This is a genomic window from Streptomyces sp. NPDC046862 (genome assembly GCF_040704615.1).
In the GTDB taxonomy this organism is placed as follows: domain Bacteria; phylum Actinomycetota; class Actinomycetes; order Streptomycetales; family Streptomycetaceae; genus Streptomyces.
The window spans coordinates 26,349-43,243 of record NZ_JBEYXP010000041.1 but is presented as its reverse complement, the minus strand read 5'-3'; the positions used below and the strand labels follow the sequence as shown (position 1 = coordinate 43,243).

At 70.3% G+C, this 16,895-nt stretch carries 11 protein-coding genes; 7 read left to right on the top strand and 4 right to left on the bottom strand.

Annotated features, from left to right (window positions below):
* Window positions 1-60 precede the first annotated feature (60 nt).
* From AB0959_RS35820 to AB0959_RS35810, 3 genes are read right to left on the bottom strand one after another with little or no spacing between them, the layout of a single operon-like run.
* The gene (locus AB0959_RS35820) at window positions 61-3,111 is read right to left on the bottom strand and encodes a glycoside hydrolase family 38 C-terminal domain-containing protein (protein WP_366830915.1); all 3,051 of its coding nucleotides are present in this window, start codon (window positions 3,109-3,111) and stop codon (window positions 61-63) included.
* A gap of 58 nt (window positions 3,112-3,169) precedes the next feature.
* Window positions 3,170-4,510 (bottom strand): 6-phospho-beta-glucosidase, encoded by a 1,341-nt coding sequence (locus AB0959_RS35815; RefSeq protein WP_366830914.1) that lies wholly within the window; start codon window positions 4,508-4,510, stop codon window positions 3,170-3,172.
* A 37-nt stretch (window positions 4,511-4,547) separates the two neighbouring features.
* A complete protein-coding gene (locus tag AB0959_RS35810; RefSeq protein WP_366830982.1) occupies window positions 4,548-5,297 on the bottom strand; it encodes a DeoR/GlpR family DNA-binding transcription regulator in 750 nt (249 codons plus the stop codon).
* A gap of 163 nt (window positions 5,298-5,460) precedes the next feature.
* Between AB0959_RS35810 and AB0959_RS35805 the strand changes: the two genes are divergently transcribed.
* The 7 genes from AB0959_RS35805 (at window position 5,461) to AB0959_RS35775 (ending at window position 16,326) form a co-directional block, all read left to right on the top strand.
* The gene (locus tag AB0959_RS35805) at window positions 5,461-6,483 is read left to right on the top strand and encodes a carbohydrate kinase family protein (protein ID WP_366830913.1); all 1,023 of its coding nucleotides are present in this window, start codon (window positions 5,461-5,463) and stop codon (window positions 6,481-6,483) included.
* A 61-nt stretch (window positions 6,484-6,544) separates the two neighbouring features.
* The gene (locus AB0959_RS35800) at window positions 6,545-7,831 is read left to right on the top strand and encodes an extracellular solute-binding protein (protein WP_366830981.1); all 1,287 of its coding nucleotides are present in this window, start codon (window positions 6,545-6,547) and stop codon (window positions 7,829-7,831) included.
* Complete coding sequence (locus tag AB0959_RS35795; RefSeq protein ID WP_366830912.1) at window positions 7,831-8,793, top strand: sugar ABC transporter permease; 963 nt, start codon at window positions 7,831-7,833, stop codon at window positions 8,791-8,793. The genes AB0959_RS35800 and AB0959_RS35795 overlap by 1 nt, the downstream gene beginning before the upstream one ends.
* Before the next feature lie 14 nt (window positions 8,794-8,807).
* Window positions 8,808-9,644, top strand: a complete 837-nt coding sequence (locus AB0959_RS35790; protein ID WP_366830911.1) for a carbohydrate ABC transporter permease — start codon at window positions 8,808-8,810, stop codon at window positions 9,642-9,644.
* Window positions 9,644-12,667, top strand: a complete 3,024-nt coding sequence (locus tag AB0959_RS35785) for a glycoside hydrolase family 2 TIM barrel-domain containing protein (RefSeq protein ID WP_366830980.1) — start codon at window positions 9,644-9,646, stop codon at window positions 12,665-12,667. Before AB0959_RS35790 ends, AB0959_RS35785 begins: the two co-directional genes overlap by 1 nt.
* A 120-nt stretch (window positions 12,668-12,787) precedes the next feature.
* Window positions 12,788-14,632, top strand: coding sequence for a LamG-like jellyroll fold domain-containing protein (locus AB0959_RS35780; RefSeq protein ID WP_366830910.1), 1,845 nt, complete (start codon window positions 12,788-12,790; stop codon window positions 14,630-14,632).
* A 26-nt stretch (window positions 14,633-14,658) separates the two neighbouring features.
* Complete coding sequence (locus AB0959_RS35775) at window positions 14,659-16,326, top strand: PHP domain-containing protein (RefSeq protein ID WP_366830909.1); 1,668 nt, start codon at window positions 14,659-14,661, stop codon at window positions 16,324-16,326.
* Window positions 16,327-16,410: 84 nt separating this feature from the next.
* Here AB0959_RS35775 and AB0959_RS35770 read toward each other — a convergent pair whose 3' ends face one another.
* A complete protein-coding gene (locus AB0959_RS35770; protein ID WP_366830908.1) occupies window positions 16,411-16,866 on the bottom strand; it encodes a MaoC family dehydratase in 456 nt (151 codons plus the stop codon).
* Between the last annotated feature and the right edge of the window lie 29 nt (window positions 16,867-16,895).

Sequence of the window (16,895 nt, the reverse complement as noted above, 5' to 3'; positions counted from 1 at the left end):
CACCGCGACCTGCGCGTTTACCTCTTTCTTAATTCTTACTGGGAATCCTGCGAAGCGGAATCACGGCTTCTGCACGGCCAGCCGCAGCGTCTTCACCTCGAAGGGGCGCAAGGCGACCGGCACCGCGTTCCCCTCCGTGGCCGCCGCCTCCAGCGGGCGCTCCAGGAGGTCCGTCACCTGGGCTCCGCCGAGCGGGAAGCCGGTGCGCAGCACGCCCTCGGCGCGGCCGCCGCGGGACTCGTACAGCCGGACCACGACGTCACCGGAGGCGTCGTCGGCCAGCTTGACCGCCTCCACCGTCACACCCGCGCCGTCGACCGAGACCACCGGCTCCGCCGGGCCCGCCGCGTCCGCGATGCGCAGCGGCAGGTTGAGCGCGTAGCCCTCCGCGACCGCGTCCTCGACGCTCGCGCCCGGCAGGAGCGAGTACGTGAAGCGGTGCCTGCCCTGGTCGGCCTCCGGGTCCGGGATGCGCGGGGCGCGGACCAGGCTGAGGCGGACCGTGGTGGTCGTACCGCCGTCCTCGCGGACCGTGCGGGAGACGTCGTGGCCGTAGGTGGAGTCGTTGATCACCGCCACGCCGTAGCCAGGTTCGGCGATGTGCACCCAGCGGTGGCCGGAGACCTCGAAGCGGGCCGCCTCCCAGCTGGTGTTGGTGTGGGTGGGGCGCTGGACGTGGCCGAACTGGATCTCCGCCGAGGAGTGGGGCGCCCGGATGTCGACCGGGAAGCCCGCCTTGAGGAACTTCTCGGCCTCGTGCCAGTCGATGTCCGTCTCGAAGTCGACGCGGGGGCTGCCGGCCCGGAGGCTGATCGTCTGGACGATCTTCGAGCCCTTGCCGAAGGAGCGCTCGACGCGGATCGCGCCCCGCAGCGGGTCCTCCTCGACCACCGTGACGGAGTCCGTGTCCAGCAGGTCCGTGTAGCGGTTCTTGTAGTGCTTGTCGACGTCCCAGGCGTCCCAGTAGTTGGGGAGGTCGGTGTGCAGGCGGAGCAGGTTGCCCTTGTCGGCGAGGACCTCGCGGCCTCCGGCCCGCAGGTCGCGTACGGAGGCCAGGGTGCCGTCCTCGGCCACCTCGACCCGTACGAGGCCGTTGTCGAGGACACGTCCGGTGACCGTCACCGGGTCGGTCCCCTCGCCCGCGCCGAGCGGCGCGCTGCCGTTCGCCGGGACGACCGTGTGGGCCAGGGAGCCGTCGGCGGCCCGGACGACCTCCCGGCGCTCCACCGGGCTCGTGTTGAAGACTCGCGCCTCGCCCGCGCCGAGTGCGGCGATCGCCTCGGCCGTCAGCTCCTCGACCTCCTTCGCGACCCGCGCGTACTCGGCCTCGGCCTCCCGGTGCACCCAGGCGATCGACGAGCCCGGCAGGATGTCGTGGAACTGGTGGAGCAGGACCGTCTTCCACAGGCGGTCGAGCTTGTCGTACGGGTAGGAGTAGCCCGGCGCGTGCAGCGCGGCCGTGGTCGCCCACAGCTCGGCCTCGCGCAGGATGTGCTCCGAGCGCCGGTTGCCCTGCTTGGTGCGGGCCTGGGAGGTGTACGTGGCGCGGTGCAGCTCCAGGTAGAGCTCGCCGACCCAGACGGGGGCGTCCGGGTACTCCTCGCGGGCGGCCTTGAAGAACTCGTCGGGGTGCTCGACGACGACCTTCGGGGAGCCCTCCAGGTCGGCGAGCCGGCGCGCCCGCTCCATGATCTCGCGGGTGGGGCCGCCACCGCCGTCGCCCCAGCCGAAGGGGGCCAGGGAGCGGGTGCCGCCGCCCTTCTCCGAGTACTGGCGGACGGCGCGGTCCATCTCCTCGCCGCTGAAGCGGGCGTTGTAGGTGTCGACCGGCGGGAAGTGGGTGTAGATGCGGGTGCCGTCGATGCCCTCCCACCAGAAGGTGTGGTGCGGGAACTTGTTCGTCTGGTTCCAGGAGATCTTCTGGGTGAGGAACCAGTCGTTGCCGGCGAGCTTGGCGAGCTGCGGGTAGGCGGCGGTGTAGCCGAAGGAGTCCGGCAGCCACACGCCCTTGGTCTCGACGCCGAAGTGCTCGATGAAGAACCGCTTGCCGTGGATGAGCTGGCGGGCCATGGCCTCGCCGCCGGGCAGGTTGCCGTCGGCCTCGACCCACATGCCGCCGACGGGCGCCCACTGGCCCTTCTTCACCGACTCCTGGATGCGGGCCCAGACGTGCGGGTAGTTGTCGCGCACCCACTCGTACTGCTGGGCCTGCGAGCAGGCGAAGATGAAGTCGTCGTACTCGTCGGCGAGCGAGGTGACGTTCGAGAAGGTGCGGGACGTCTTGCGCTTGGTCTCGCGGATGGGCCACAGCCAGGCGGAGTCGATGTGGGCGTGGCCGACGCCGGAGACGGTGTGGGCGCTGGCGTGCGCGGGCTTGGCGAGGACGGGGGCGAGGACCTCGCGGACGGCCGCGGCCGAGCCGGAGACGTCGTCGAGGTCCAGGGTGTCCATGGCCCGGTCCAGGGCGTGCATGATCTCGTGGCGGCGCGGGTCGTGCGCTTCGAGGTGGACCATGAGCTCGCTCAGGACCTGGAGGTCCAGGTCGAGGTGCCAGACGTTCTCGTCGAGCACGGCGATGTCGGCGCGCTGGAAGGTGTAGAGCGGCTTGTCGCCGGCCGTCAGCTTGTCGCCCATCGGCGTGATCTTGGAGAAGTTGTCGGCGAGGATGTCCGGGTTGGAGGCCGCCTCGACCAGGTAGTGGATCTCCTCGCCGCCCGTGGCGGGGTTGGCGATCGGCACGTACTGGTTGAGCGGGTTGACCGCCTTGAGCGGCTTGCCGTCCGTGAGGTGGACCAGTGCCTCGGCCTGGTTGCCGGGCCAGTCGCCGATGAAGCCGAGGTCGATGACGGCCTCGACGCGCTTGCCGGCCCACTCGGCGGGCACCTGGCCGCGCATCCGGAACCAGGTGGTGCCCCAGGGGGGTCCCCACGGGGTGTCCATCGCGAACGGCTTGTACGGGGCTGCGGCCGCCTCATCGAAGGAGACGGGCTCGCCGGGGGCCTGCCAGGCCTCGACCTCGAAGGGCACGGTGGCGGCGTAGATCGCGGGCTTGATGCGCTGGGTGTGGACGCGTTCGACGCGTTCCTCGATCCGGCGGCGTTCGTCATGCATGGAAGAAGGTCTCCTGGGGACTGTGCGGGGCTCGCTCGAGAACCGTACGGGCTGTCTGCTACGTGAGGTACGCCATGCCCGGATGGACGGCCGTGTAGCAGTCGACCAGCCTGCGGGCCACGTTCACGGAGTCGACGAGCGGGTGCAGCGCGAACGCCTTCACCGCGGTCGTGCGGGAACCGGACTCGGCCGCGGACAGGACCTCGCGCTCGACGGCCTTGACCGCGCACACCAGGCCGGTGGCGTGGTCGGGCAGCGGGTCGACGGCGACGGGGTGGGCGCCGTTGGCGTCGACGAGGCAGGGCACCTCGATGACCGCCTCGGTGTCGAGGACGGAGAGGGTGCCCTTGTTGCGTACGTTGAGGATCAGGGTGGTGCGCTCGTCGCGGGCGATGGCCCGCATCAGGGCGAGGGCGACCTTCTCGTAGCCGCCGGACAGGTCGTCGGCGTCGCGCTCGCCGGCGCCCGCCGTCTCCCGGTTCTCCGCCATGTAGGTGGCCTCGCGCTCGGCGCGGGTGCGGTCCCAGGCGTCAAGGGCCTCGGCGTCGGGGCGCCGCATCTGCTCGTAGAAGTGGGCCTGCTGCTCACGCAGGAACGCGCCGCGGGTCTTCTCGGCCTGCTGGTAGGCGCGGACGGCCTCGCGGTTGAAGTAGTAGTAGTGCAGGTACTCGTTCGGGACGGCGCCGAGGGACTGGAGCCACTCGGGGCCGAAGAGCTTGCCCTCCTCGAAGGAGCCGAGCAGGTCGCGGTCGGCGAGCAGGCGCGGGAGCTCGTCGCGGCCCGCGACGCGCAGGCCCCGGACCCAGCCGAGGTGGTTCAGGCCCACGTAGTCGATCCACGCCTCGCGCGGGTCGGCGACGCCGAGCACCCGGGCGATACGGCGGCCGAGGCCGACCGGCGAGTCGCAGATGCCGATCACGCGGTCGCCGAGGTGGCGGGACATGGCCTCGGTGACCAGTCCGGCGGGGTTGGTGAAGTTGATGACCCAGGCGTCGGGGGCGAGCCGGGCCACCCGCCGGGCGATGTCGACGGCGACGGGCACGGTGCGCAGTCCGTAAGCGATACCGCCGGCGCCCACCGTCTCCTGACCGAGGACGCCCTCCGCGAGGGCCACGCGCTCGTCGTCGGCCCGCCCTTCCAGGCCGCCGACGCGGATGGCCGAGAAGACGAAGTCGGCACCCTTGAGGGCCTCGTCGAGGTCGGTGGTGGCCGTCACCTCGGGCGCGTCGGGCACGTCCGCCGCCTGTTCGGCCAGGACGCGGGTCACGGCGGACAGCCGCTCCGGGTCCAGGTCGTGCAGGACGACACGAGTCACCCGGCCCTCGGCGCGGTCGCCGAGGAGCGCCCCGTACACGAGCGGCACCCGGAACCCGCCACCGCCCAGAATCGTCAGCTTCACGCCACTACCGCCTTTGTCGTTCTTCCATCTACCCGGCTCACGCCGGAACCACCTCGACGCCCGCCTCCTCCAACGACGACCGTGTGGCCGGGTCGACGGGTGCGTTGGTCACCACCATGTCCAGCTCCTCCGGTCCGCAGACCCGTGCCATGCCCGTGCCCGGGAACTTGGCGCGGTCCGCCAGCAGGACGACCTTGTCGCCGGCCTTGATCATGGCTCGCTTGACCGGCACCTCGACGACGGTGGTGTCCATCACGTGCCCGCCCGGCCGCACCCCGCTGGTGCCGAGGAAGAGCCAGTCCGCGTGCAGCTGGCGCAGGTTGTCCTCGGTCAGGAAGCCGACGAGCGAGCGGTACTCGCGGCGGACCATGCCGCCCAGCAGCACCAGCTCGATACCATCGTCGTCGGCGAGCTCCTCGTAGACCACCAGGTTGCTGGTGATCACGGTGAGCCGGCGGCCGTGCAGCTGCCGGGCCAGCCGGTAGGCGGTGGTGCCGATGTCCAGCAGCACGGACTGACCGTCCCGGACGAGCGAGGCGGCCTTCGCCGCTATCGCGTCCTTCTCGGGCACCCGCATCTCGGCGACCTCGGCGAAGGGCTGGTCGCCCTCCTCCACGACCGCGCCGCCGTGCACGCGGGTGAGCAGCCCCTCCTCCTCCAGCTTGACGAGGTCGCGCCGGACGGTGGCAGGGCTCACACCGAGCTGTTCGGACAGGTCGGTGACCGCCGCCGGGCCGCCGGAGCGCAGGGCCCTCAGGATGAGTTGGTGTCGTCGTTCTGCCAGCACGCGCTGAACAGTACTCGTCATCTTCAATCATTTCTATGCTCACTTCTGCTTGACTCTTGCCAAATCCCCGGGATGCGCGCACGATCCTGTGCATCAAAAAGGCGAGCCAGTGGTGACTGCGCTCAAAACTGATCGTGGACGCCGGTGACGAGAGGATGCGCGCGTGGATGACGACCGGCCCGATGTGCTGCTGACCGGGCTGCTCTTCTACGACCTCGTCCTCACCGGGCTGGGCAAGCCGCCGACACCCGGCGAGGAGATCTGGACCGACGGCATGGGCTGCGGTCCGGGCGGCATCGCCAACCTGGCCGTCGCCGCCTCCCGCTTCGGGCTGTCCACCTCGCTGGCCACGGTCTTCGGCGACGACTTCTACGGCGAGTACTGCCGTGACGTCCTCGACGGCCAGGAGGGCATCGACCTGTCGCTGTCCCGTACGGCGGAGGGCTGGAACACGCCGGTCACCGTCTCGCTCGCGCACGGCAACGACCGGGCACTGGTCACCCACGGCCAGGAGCCCCCGTTCACCCAGGACGCGCTGATGGGCGACCCGCCCGCCGCGCGCACCGCCCTGGTGCACATCGAGGCCGAGCCCCGCGAGTGGCTCGCCAAGGCGGCCGCGAACGGCACGCACATCTACGCCGACGTCGGCTGGGACCCCACCCAGCAGTGGTCCTCCGCCCTCCTCGACCAGCTGTCCCTGTGCCACGCCTTCCTCCCGAACGAGACGGAGGCCATGGCCTACACCCGCACCGACAGCGCGGTCGCCGCCCTCGGCACCCTGTCGGAGCTCGTGCCGGTGGCCGTGGTCACGCGTGGCGGCGAGGGCGCCGTCGCCGTGGACCAGACGACGGGCGAGTACGCCGAGGTGCCCGCCCTGGACGTCGACGTGCTGGACGCCACGGGCGCCGGGGACGTCTTCGGGGCGAGCTTCGTCGCGGCCTCGCTGGGCGGCTGGCCGCTTCAGGAGCGGCTGCGCTTCGCCGTGCTCGCCGCCGGCCTGTCCGTGCGCCACCACGGCGGCGCCCTGGCGGCGCCCGGCTGGTACGGGGTCCACGAGTGGTGGCGCACGCTCGACGACCCGGCGCTGCGGCGCGCGTACGGCTTCCTCGCCGAGCGGCTGCCGGCCGACCCCGGGCCACCGCTTCCCCACGCCCCGGTCACGCCGCCGGTCGGCACTCCCCACTGATCTGCGCTCACCCTCACTGACCCCCCACCTGATTCAAGACATGCGAAAGGCGGTGGGAGCTTTGCGGCTCTCACGAAGGAGCCTGCTCCGCGCGGGCCTGGCGGGCACGGCCGCCACGGCGCTCGGCGGACTGGCGTCCGGCTGTGCCGTTCCGACCGGGTCGACCGGCCGGAACATGGTGCTGTGGTACTGGGACGGCGGCCTCGGCGACACGGTCGTCAAGAAGGCCAGGGCCCGGTACGACAGCAGCGTGAACCTGCAGGCCATCAAGATCGGCGGCTACTACCGGTCCAAGCTGATCACCACGATGGCCGGCCGCGCCCACCTCCCGGACATCGCGGGCCTCAAGGGCGAGGACATGGCGTCGTACCTGCCCAACGCGGACCAGTTCGTGGACCTCAGGACGCTGGGCGCCGAGAAGTACAAGAGCCGGTACCTGCCGTGGAAGTGGGACCAGGGCATCGCCGACGACGGCTCGATGATCGGCTTCCCGATCGACTGCGGTCCGGTCGCGCACTACTACCAGTACGAGGTGTTCCGGAAGGCGGGCCTGCCGTACGAGCCCGCCGACGTCTCCAAGGAGCTGAACACCTGGGAGAAGTTCTTCGCGGCGGGCGAGCAGCTCCGCGAGCGGATACCGGGGACCTCGATTCTCACCGACGTCAACAGCGTCTTCGAGAACGCGGTGCAGCAGGGCAGCAAGCGCTACGTCGACAAGGACCGGAACTTCATCGGCGACCAGGAGCACGTACGCCACGCCTGGGCGCTCGCCGTGGAGGCCAAGCGGCGCAGACTCGTCTCGAACCTCGTCACGGGGACACCGGACCAGCTCTCGGCGGTGGAGGACGGCAAGCTGCCCAGCCAGCTGGGCGCCTCCTGGGCGAGCTACGACCTCAAGAACGGCGTGCCGAAGACCAAGGGCAAGTGGCGGGTCACCGACATGCCCGTGCGGCCCGCCAACAACGGCGGCTCGTTCCTGTCGATCACCAAGGCGTGCCGGGAGCCCGAGAAGGCCTTCGAGATCATCGCGTGGATGCTCGACGCGGCCAACCAGGCCTCCGGGTACGTCGATGCCGGGCTCTTCCCCTCCACTCCCGCCAGTTACGCCCTGAAGCAACTGCGTGAGCCCGACGCCTTCTTCGGCGGCCAGGTGACGACGGACGTCTTCGGCCCCGCCGCGCAGAAGATCGTGGTCGCCTACAACAGCCCGTTCGACGTGGCCCTCGGGCAGCCGATCAAGGACGAGATCAAGAACGTCGGCGTCCTCGGCAAGGACCCGGAGAAGGCCTGGAGTGACGCCATGAGCAAGTGCCGGCGCATCGCCAAGCACCTGGGGGTGAGCTCCTGATGGCCACCGCTCCCGCACTTCAGAAGCCCCCGGCCGTCGTGACGGACGCGCCCGCCGCGCAGCCCAAGAAGGGGTTCCGCAAGTACTGGCACCTCTACGCGGCGATCTCCCCCTTCTACCTCCTCTTCCTCTGCTTCGGCCTGGTCCCGGTGGGCTTCTCGCTCTACCTGTCCTTCCACCGCTGGGACGGACTCGGCTCGATGGAGTGGGCGGGCCTTTCGCAGTACCAGTACCTGCTGAGCGACAGCGACTTCTGGGCGTCGATCGGCAACACTCTGATCATCTGGGCGCTGGCCACCTTCCCCATGATCTTCCTGGCGATGGTGACGGCCGTGCTGCTCAACTCGGCGGTCCGCTTCAAGAGCGTCTACCGCCTGGCCTACTTCCTGCCGAACGTCACCTCGGTGGTGGCCGTCGCGATCATCTTCGGCTCCGTCTTCTCCACCAACTTCGGCCTGGTGAACGCCCTGTTGCACGCCGTGGGTCTCGACCAGGTGGCGTGGCTGAACACACCGTGGGGCATCAAGGTCGCCATCGCGACGCTGATGACCTGGCAGTGGACCGGCTACAACGCGATCATCTTCCTCGCCGGGCTGCAGACCATCCCCGGCGAGCTGTACGAGGCGGCACGTGTGGACGGCGCCGGGCCCGTGCAGACCTTCTTCCGGATCACGCTGCCCCTGCTGCGGCCGACCCTGCTGTTCGTGCTCGTGGTCTCGACGGTGACCGGCCTGCAGAGCTTCACCGAGGCGCAGGTGCTGCTGCAGAACACCTCCAACGACTCGACGTTCTCCGGAGGCCCAGGACACGCGGGCCGGACGATGGTCCTCTACTTCTTCCAGCAGACCTTCGACAACAACGACTTCGGCTACGGCGCCGCCGTGGCATGGGGCATCTTCCTCGTCGTCGTCATCTTCTCGATCATCAACTGGCGCCTGGTGCGGCGCCGGGGCGAAGACTAGGGAGGCCTCACTCCATGGCATCCATCAAGGGTTCTGGGCGCAGGGGCGTCGCCCTCCACGCGGTCCTGGTCATCGGGCTGCTGCTGTCGGCCTTCCCGTTCTACTGGGCCGTCATCATGTCGACGCACACGTCGAGCGAGATCTTCTCCTACCCGCCGAAGCTGCTGCCCGGCTCGCACTTCATGGAGAACCTCCGCAGCCTCTTCGACAACATCGATTTCTTCGGCTCGATGTTCAACTCGCTGCTGGTCGCGGGCTCGGTGACCTTCCTGGTCCTGTTCTTCGACTCGCTGGCCGCGTTCGTCTTCGCCAAGTTCGAGTTCCCCGGGCGCAGGGTGCTGTTCGCCCTGCTGATGGCGATCTTCATGGTGCCGACACAGCTGGCGATCATCCCGCAGTTCGTGATCATGGCGAAGATCGGCTGGATCGGCTCGATGACCGCGCTGATCGTGCCGGCGGCGGCCAACGCGTTCGGCATCTTCTGGATGCGCCAGTACATGAAGAGCGCCATCCACGACGAGCTGCTGGACGCCTCGAAGCTGGACGGCGCGAACTTCCTGCGCCAGTACTGGCACGTGGCGCTGCCGGTGGTCCGGCCGGGTCTCGCGTTCCTCGGCATCTTCACGTTCATGGGCCAGTGGAACGACTACGCCTGGCCGCTGATCTCCCTGACCAACCCGGACAACGTGACCCTCCAGGTCGCGCTGTCCCAGCTCAACGGCGTGCATGGCACGACCGACTACGGAATGGTCATGACGGGCGCGCTCCTGGCCCTCGTCCCGCTGCTGATCGTCTTCGCGGTCGGCGCCAAGCAGATCATCGCGGACCTCGGCAAGGGAGCCATACGGTGATGTTCCTGGACCCTTTGAACGCGCTCCGCCCGTGGGAGTCACCGGAGGTGACCTCCTGGGGGCGGATGCCCATGTGCGCGGTGGACCGGCGCGAGGGCGCCGTGGCCCTCGACGGCCGGTGGCGCTTCCAGCTACTGCCGTCCCCCGACGCGGAGCCCGGCCCCACCTGGTCCTCGTCGTCGGTTCCCGGCGCCTGGACCACGCAGGACACGGCGGACCTGCCGCAGTACACCAACGTCCGTATGCCGTGGGCCGAGTTCCCGCCGGACTCCCCCGCCGCGAACCCGACGGGCGTGTACGAGCGGGAGGTGGACATCCCCGCCGACTGGGCCGGCCGCCGCATCGTGCTCCAGGTCGGCGCCGCGGAGAGCGTGCTGCTCGTGCACGTGGACGGGCGGCCGGTGGGCATCTCCAAGGACTCCCACCTCGCGGCCGAGTTCGACCTCTCCGGCGCCGTACGGTCCGGGGAGCCGGCCACCGTGCGGCTCACCGTCGTGAAGTGGTCCGACGCCTCCCACATCGAGGACCAGGACCAGTGGTGGCACGGCGGGATCACGCGCTCGGTGCTGCTGTACGCGACGGACCCGCTGCACCTCGCGGACGTGACCGTGCGGGCGCGCTGCGACGGTGAGCTGCGGGTGGACTGCCGGGTGCGGTCGACGGCGGGCGCGCTGCCCGACGGCTGGTACGTCACCGGGCAGTTGGACGACCTGCATCTCGCGCAGGACGCCGAGTTCGACCGCCTCAACGTCGAGGAGGAGCGCGTCTCCGAGTTCCTCGGTGAGGCCCGTCTGCACGCCACCGTGCCCGGCGTGCGCACGTGGACCGCCGAGACACCCGAGCTGTACGGCCTGACCGTGCGCCTGCACCGGGCCGACGGCTCCGTCGCCGACACCTCCACGCACCGGGTGGGCTTCCGCGATGTCGAGATCGTCGGCCGGAACCTGCTGGTCAACGGCGAGCGGGTCTACATCCGGGGCGTGAACCGGCACGACTTCCATCCGCTGACGGGGCGGACCGTGTCGTACGACGACATGCGGGCCGACCTGGTGGCGCTGAAGCGGTTCGGCTTCAACGCGGTCCGCACCGCCCACTACCCGAACGACCCGACACTGTACGACCTCGCCGACGAGCTGGGCCTCTACGTCGTGGACGAGGCGAACATCGAGTCCCACGACCACGCCCACGAGATCGCCGACGACCCGCGCTACTCGTCCGCGTTCGTGGACCGCGTCTCGCGCATGGTGCTGCGCGACAAGAACCACCCGTCCGTGATCATCTGGTCGCTGGGCAACGAGTCCGACTACGGCGCCAACCACGACGCGGCCGCCGGCTGGGTGCGCCGCCACGACCCGACGCGGCCCATCCAGTACGAGGGCGCGGCCAAGCTGGACTGGGCGGCCACGGACGACGCCTCGGACATCGCCTGCCCGATGTACGCGCCGATCGAGGACTGTGTGGCCCACGCCCTGTCGGGGGAGCAGACCCGGCCGCTCATCCAGTGCGAGTACTCCCACGCCATGGGCAACAGCAACGGCACACTCGCCGACCACTGGGCCGCCATCGAGTCCACCCCGGGTCTTCAGGGCGGCTTCATCTGGGAGTTCTGGGACCACGGCATTCTCCAGCGCGTGAACGACGGAAAACCGGCCGGGCGCGCGGGCGCCGGGCTGTACGAGCGCGGTGTCGCCGCACCGGGCCTGCGCTGGGCCTACGGCGGCGACTTCGGCGAGGTGATCCACGACGGCGCGTTCATCGCCGACGGTGTCGTCTTCCCGGACCGCACGCCCAAGCCCGCGATGTTCGAGCACCGGGAGATCGCCGCGCCGGTGCGGCTGTCCGTGGAGGGCGAGGGCACCTGGCGGGTGCTGCGCGTGCACAACCGGCAGCACTTCCGCGATCTGTCGTGGCTGGCCGCCGAGTGGGAGTTCGCCGCCGCCGACGGAGGCAGCTGGACGGTGCCCGCCGAACTGCCCGACGTCCCGCCCGGCGGCGCGGCCGTGATCGACCGGCCGGAAGTACTCGACGGGGCCGGCGAGATCTGGCTGACGCTGCGCGTGACGACGGCCGCCGACGAACCGTGGGCACCGCGCGGCACCGAGGTGTGCAGCCCGCAGGTCCGCTGGTACGAGGCGGACGCGGGCGAGCCGGTGGTGGGCGCCGACGCGGCGGCGGGCGTCGCGGCAGCCTCCGCCGACGGGTCCCTGCGGGACGGCTCCGGCCCTCTGCTTCCCGTCGCGGGCGGCCCGGGTTCCGACACTCCGCCCGAGACCGACGCCGACGGTCTGTTGCTGCACCCGCTGCTGACCGCGCCGCCCGTGCTGTGCCTGTGGCGCGCCCCCACCGACAACGACGTCCTCGGCGGCATGGCCGGCCGCTGGCGTGCGTGGGGGCTGGACCGTCCGGAGCGCGAGACCGTCTCCGTGGAGCGGAAGGGCTCCCGGGTGCAGGTGCGGTCCCGTTGGTCCACGTCCGCCGGGCCGGTCGAGCACGAGCAGACGTTCACCGCGCTGCTGGACGGCCGGGTGCTCGTCGAGGAGACGGCGGTGCTGCCCGAGGAGCTGACGGACGTGGCCCGGGTGGGCACCGTCTTCGAGACCGTCGCCGGACTCGACCGCTTCGCGTGGTACGGGCAGGGCCCGTGGGAGAGCTACCCGGACCGTGCCGGGGCACCGGTGGGCCACTACGCGGCCGCCGTGGACGAGCTGTTCACCCCGTATCTGCGCCCGCAGGAGAGCGGGGGCCGGCACGGCGTGCGCCACTTCTCGCTCACCGGGGACGGAGGCCACGGGCTGGCAGTACGCCTCGACGGGCCCCGCCAGGTATCCGTGACCCGCTACCGCGCCGAGGACCTCACGGCGGTCGCGCACCACGACGAACTGGTGCCGCGGCCCGGCTGTGTGGTCCACGTCGACGCGGCCCACCGGGGCGTCGGCACCGCCTCGTGCGGTCCGGACACCTCACCCTCGTACCTCGTGCCGCCGGGCACCCATCGCTGGAGCTGGACCCTGCGCGCCCTGTGACGCCGGCTCCGCCCGGCCCGTAGAACCCCCCGCTGCTTCTCCAGGACGTCGAACCCCCCTTCCCCGCCAGGACGTCGCCCCCCTTCCCTCTCCCCGACTTCGACCTCTCACGGAGCAGATGTGTGCAATTCGCACGAGCCTGGGCACGAGCATGCCCAGGAGGCGCCCCAGGCGGGCGCCGGCAGACGCAACTTCCTGCGGGCGACCGCGCTGATCGGAGCGGCCGCCGCGGTCGGGCTGCCGGCCACGACCGCCGAGGCCGCTCCGGCGGCCTCCACGACCGCCGGCTGGCGGCCCGACCCCGAAAGCCGCCGCTTCACGCTCGCCGTGATGCCCGACACCCAGTACCTCTTCGACGGTCCGAGCATCGACAAGGAGCCCGTCGAGGCGTCGCTGCGGTATCTGCTGGAGCACGGCAAGGACGAGAACCTCGTCTTCCTGTCGCATCTCGGTGACCTCACGCAGAACGGCGCGCAGCCCGAGTTCGCAGCCATCAGCGAGGCGTTCCGCCTGCTCGACGGGCAGGGGGTGGGTTACAGCGTCCTCGCGGGCAACCACGACGTACGCTCCTCCACCGACGACCAGCGCGGATCGACGGCGTATCTGGACGCCTTCGGCCCCGCCCGCTTCAAGGGCAAGCCCACTTTCGGCGGGGCCTCCCCCGACGGCTACAACACCTTCCACCTCTTCAGGGCCGCCGGCCGCGAGTGGATGGTGCTGGCGCTGGACTGGCGGCTGTCCGCCAAGGGCTTCGCCTGGGCAAGGGACGTCCTGGCCCAGCACCCGAAGACGCCGGTCGTCCTCACCACGCACGAACTCGTCGTCGAGGACGACACGTTGTCCGAGTACGGTCAGCAGCTGTGGGACCAGCTGGTCGAAGACCACGACCAGATCTTCCTCGCCCTCAACGGGCACTACTGGCCCGCGGGCCGTGCGACGCGCAAGAACGCGGCGGGCAACGAGGTCCACCTGCACCTGACGAACTACCAGAACCGGTACTTCGGCGGCGCCGCGATGATCCGCCTCTACCGCTTCGACCTCGACCGGAACACCATCGACGTGGAGACGATCTCCCCGTGGATCCTGGGCCGGGCCGCGAAGGGGCTCAACGAGCTGGAACGGCAGGAGATCGAACTCTCCGGCGACGCCGACCGGTTCTCGGTCGGGATCGACTTCGAGGAGCGCTTCTCGGGCTTCGCTCCAGTGGCCCCGCGCCCCGCGCGCCCCGCGTCGAAGATGCTGGTTCCCGGCACGGTCGCGTACTGGCGCTTCGAGGAGCCCGCGTCCGGCACGGTCCGAGACCTGTCCGGACGCGGCAACGACCTGACCCTGGTGACGGTGGGCGGCGGCAAGCTCGGCTGGTCCGCGGACCACCACCCCGACCAGCCCGGCCACGGCAGCCTGGAGTTCAACGGCTACAAGTCGCCGCTGAAGGGCGCGTATCTGCGCACGGTCGACGGCGCGCCCCTCAACTCGGCGGTCTTCAAGGCCGGCTACACCATCGAGGCCTTCTACCGCCTCCCCGCCGACTGGGACCCCGACCACAACGCCTGGTCCGGCATCGTCAGCCGCACCGGCACGGGCGGCGCCGCCGGCAAGACCGCGGACGACCCCGACGAGCCGATCGCCACGCTCTCCCTGTCGAACGACCGCGAACCGCAGTGGGCCATGCGCCCGCTCAACCAGGAGGGCATCGCCACCAACTGGGGTCAGGAGACGCCGCTGGAGACCTGGTGGCACCTCGCGGTCGTCAACGACGGCGAGCACACCACTCTCTACGTCGAGGGCTGCCCGGTCGTGCGCAACCCGAAGGCCGCCGCGATCGGCATCACCTCCGTCGGCCTGCCGTGGCTCCTCGGCGGCTACGAGTACGCGGGCCAGATCGACCAGATCCTGCACGGGCGTCTCGGTGACGTCCGGATCGTCGCACGGGCGCTGCCCGTCACCAGCTTCATGAACCACTGACACATGTGACACCCAAGAGGAACGTCATGACCGATCAGCAGCTGCCCACCTGGGCCGACCCGTCCGTCTCCCCCGCCGACCTCGACGCCCAGGGCGTCTCCCGCCGTCAGCTCATGCGCCGCGCGGGCCTGTTCGGCGCCGCGTTCGCCCTCGGCTCGGCGGCGATACCCGAGGCGGCCGCCGCCGACGGCTTCGGCGGCAACGACCCGAGACTCGCCTATCTCGTCGGCGACCACCACGTCCACAGCGTCTACAGCCACGACGCGAAGTACACCTTCTCGCAACTGGCCACCGCCGCCGCCAAGTACGGCCTCGACTGGATGGTCTTCAACGAGCACTCCAACTTCGGGCACGCCTACTACGGCGCCAAGATGGAGCACGAGGAGATCCTCAAGGCCCGTGCCGAGAACCCCCGCCAGCTGATCTTCCAGGGCCTGGAGTGGTACATCCCGGCCGCCGAGCACTGCACGATCTTCGCCGCGCCCGGTCCCCACGAGGTCGACGTCCTCACGCAGTTCGAGCTGGCCTACGACGGCAAGCTGCTGGGCTACACGGACGGCGCGCCGGACAACCCGAACACGGCGCGCAACGAGGCGCACGCGGTCAAGGCCATCCAGTGGCTCGCCGAGCAGCGCCGTACGGGATACGTCGACGACGTCCTCGTCTTCGCGAACCATCCGATGCGGCTGGGCATCGACTCGCCCCACGAGATGCGCAACTGGCGGGACGCGGCTCCCGAGATCATGATCGGCATGGAGGGCGCGCCCGGCGCGCAGGGCGGCGGCATTCCCGGCTGGGAGGGCCCCACCTCGCAGCGCGGCGAGTACACCAACAAGCCGTCCGTGAACTCCTGGGCCGGTTACCCGGAGAACGCGTACGTGCTGTACGGCGGTTTCGACTGGATGACGGCGACGGTCGGCGGCATGTGGGACGCGATGCTCGCCGAGGGCAAGCTGTTCACGATCACCACCAACTCCGACGTCCACCGGGTCGTCTTCGACACGTGGAAGAACGGCGACTGGCTGCCGGGGCAGAACTTCGACAACACGGGCAGGATCCCCGACCCGGTGAACACGGACTCGCCCCAGCCCGGCGGCGACTTCTGGCCCGGCCAGTTCAGCCGCACCCACGTCGGCGTGACCCGCTACGGCTACCGCGCCGTGATGGCGGGCCTGCGCGCGGGCCGGGTCTGGCTCGACCACGGGCATCTGCTCGACGGTCTGGACGTCCGCCTGAAGCGTGACTGCGATGGCGGTCCCGGTGTGACGCTGGGCGGCCGGCTGCGCGTCCGCAAGGGCGAGAAGCTGACGCTCAACGTCACCGTGACCACCACTTCCCGCCCCAACACGCAGGGCATCCTGCCCCAGTTGGCGCACGTGGACCTCATCCGGGGCGCGGTGCGCGGCCCGGTGACCGACCGGGAGGAGTGGCGGGCGCCCGACACCAAGGTCGCCCGCACGGTGGACGTGTCCGGACGCACGGGCACGTACACCCTGCGGATCCCGGTGACCGCAGGGGACGAGTCCTTCTACGTCCGCCTGCGCGGCAGCGACGGCAAGCGCACCGGCACCGGCTACCTGGGCGCCGCGATCGACCCCCACGGCCCGATCCCGCACGAGCCGGGCAACGGCGACCCGTGGGAGGACACGTGGTTCTACTCGAACCCGGTGTTCGTGGACGTCGTGGGCAACTGAGGGCCGCCCCGTAAGGGGCGCGGGGAACTGCGTGACCAGCCACAACGGACGCGCGGTTCCCCACGGCCTGAAGCCCAACGGCGCTCAGGCGTAAAAACGCGACAGACTCTGGAGAACGGCGGCCGGCTTCGCCCCACCCTCGATCTCAATCGTCCCGTCAACGGTGATCTGCACCCCACCCGGCACGTCCTCGACAGAGTCAAGCTTCCCCACCAGCCGGATCTTCGACCCCACCTTCACCGGCGACGGGAACCGCACCTTGTTCAGCCCGTAGTTGACCTTCGTCGACACACCCTCGACGTCCAGCAGCTCGGTGAACAGCGGAATGAACAGGGAAAGCGTCAGGTATCCGTGCGCGATGGGCGCCCCGAACGGACCCTCCTTGGCCTTCTCCGGGTCGACATGGATCCACTGGTGGTCCCCCGTGGCATCGGCGAACGTGTCGATCCGCTCCTGTGTGACCTCGATCCACTCACTGGCGCCGAGGTCGCTGCCCGCGAGCTTCTTGAGCTCGTCGATGCCGTTCACGGTGATGCTCATGTAGCTGTCCTTAAAAGTGGGTTGATGAA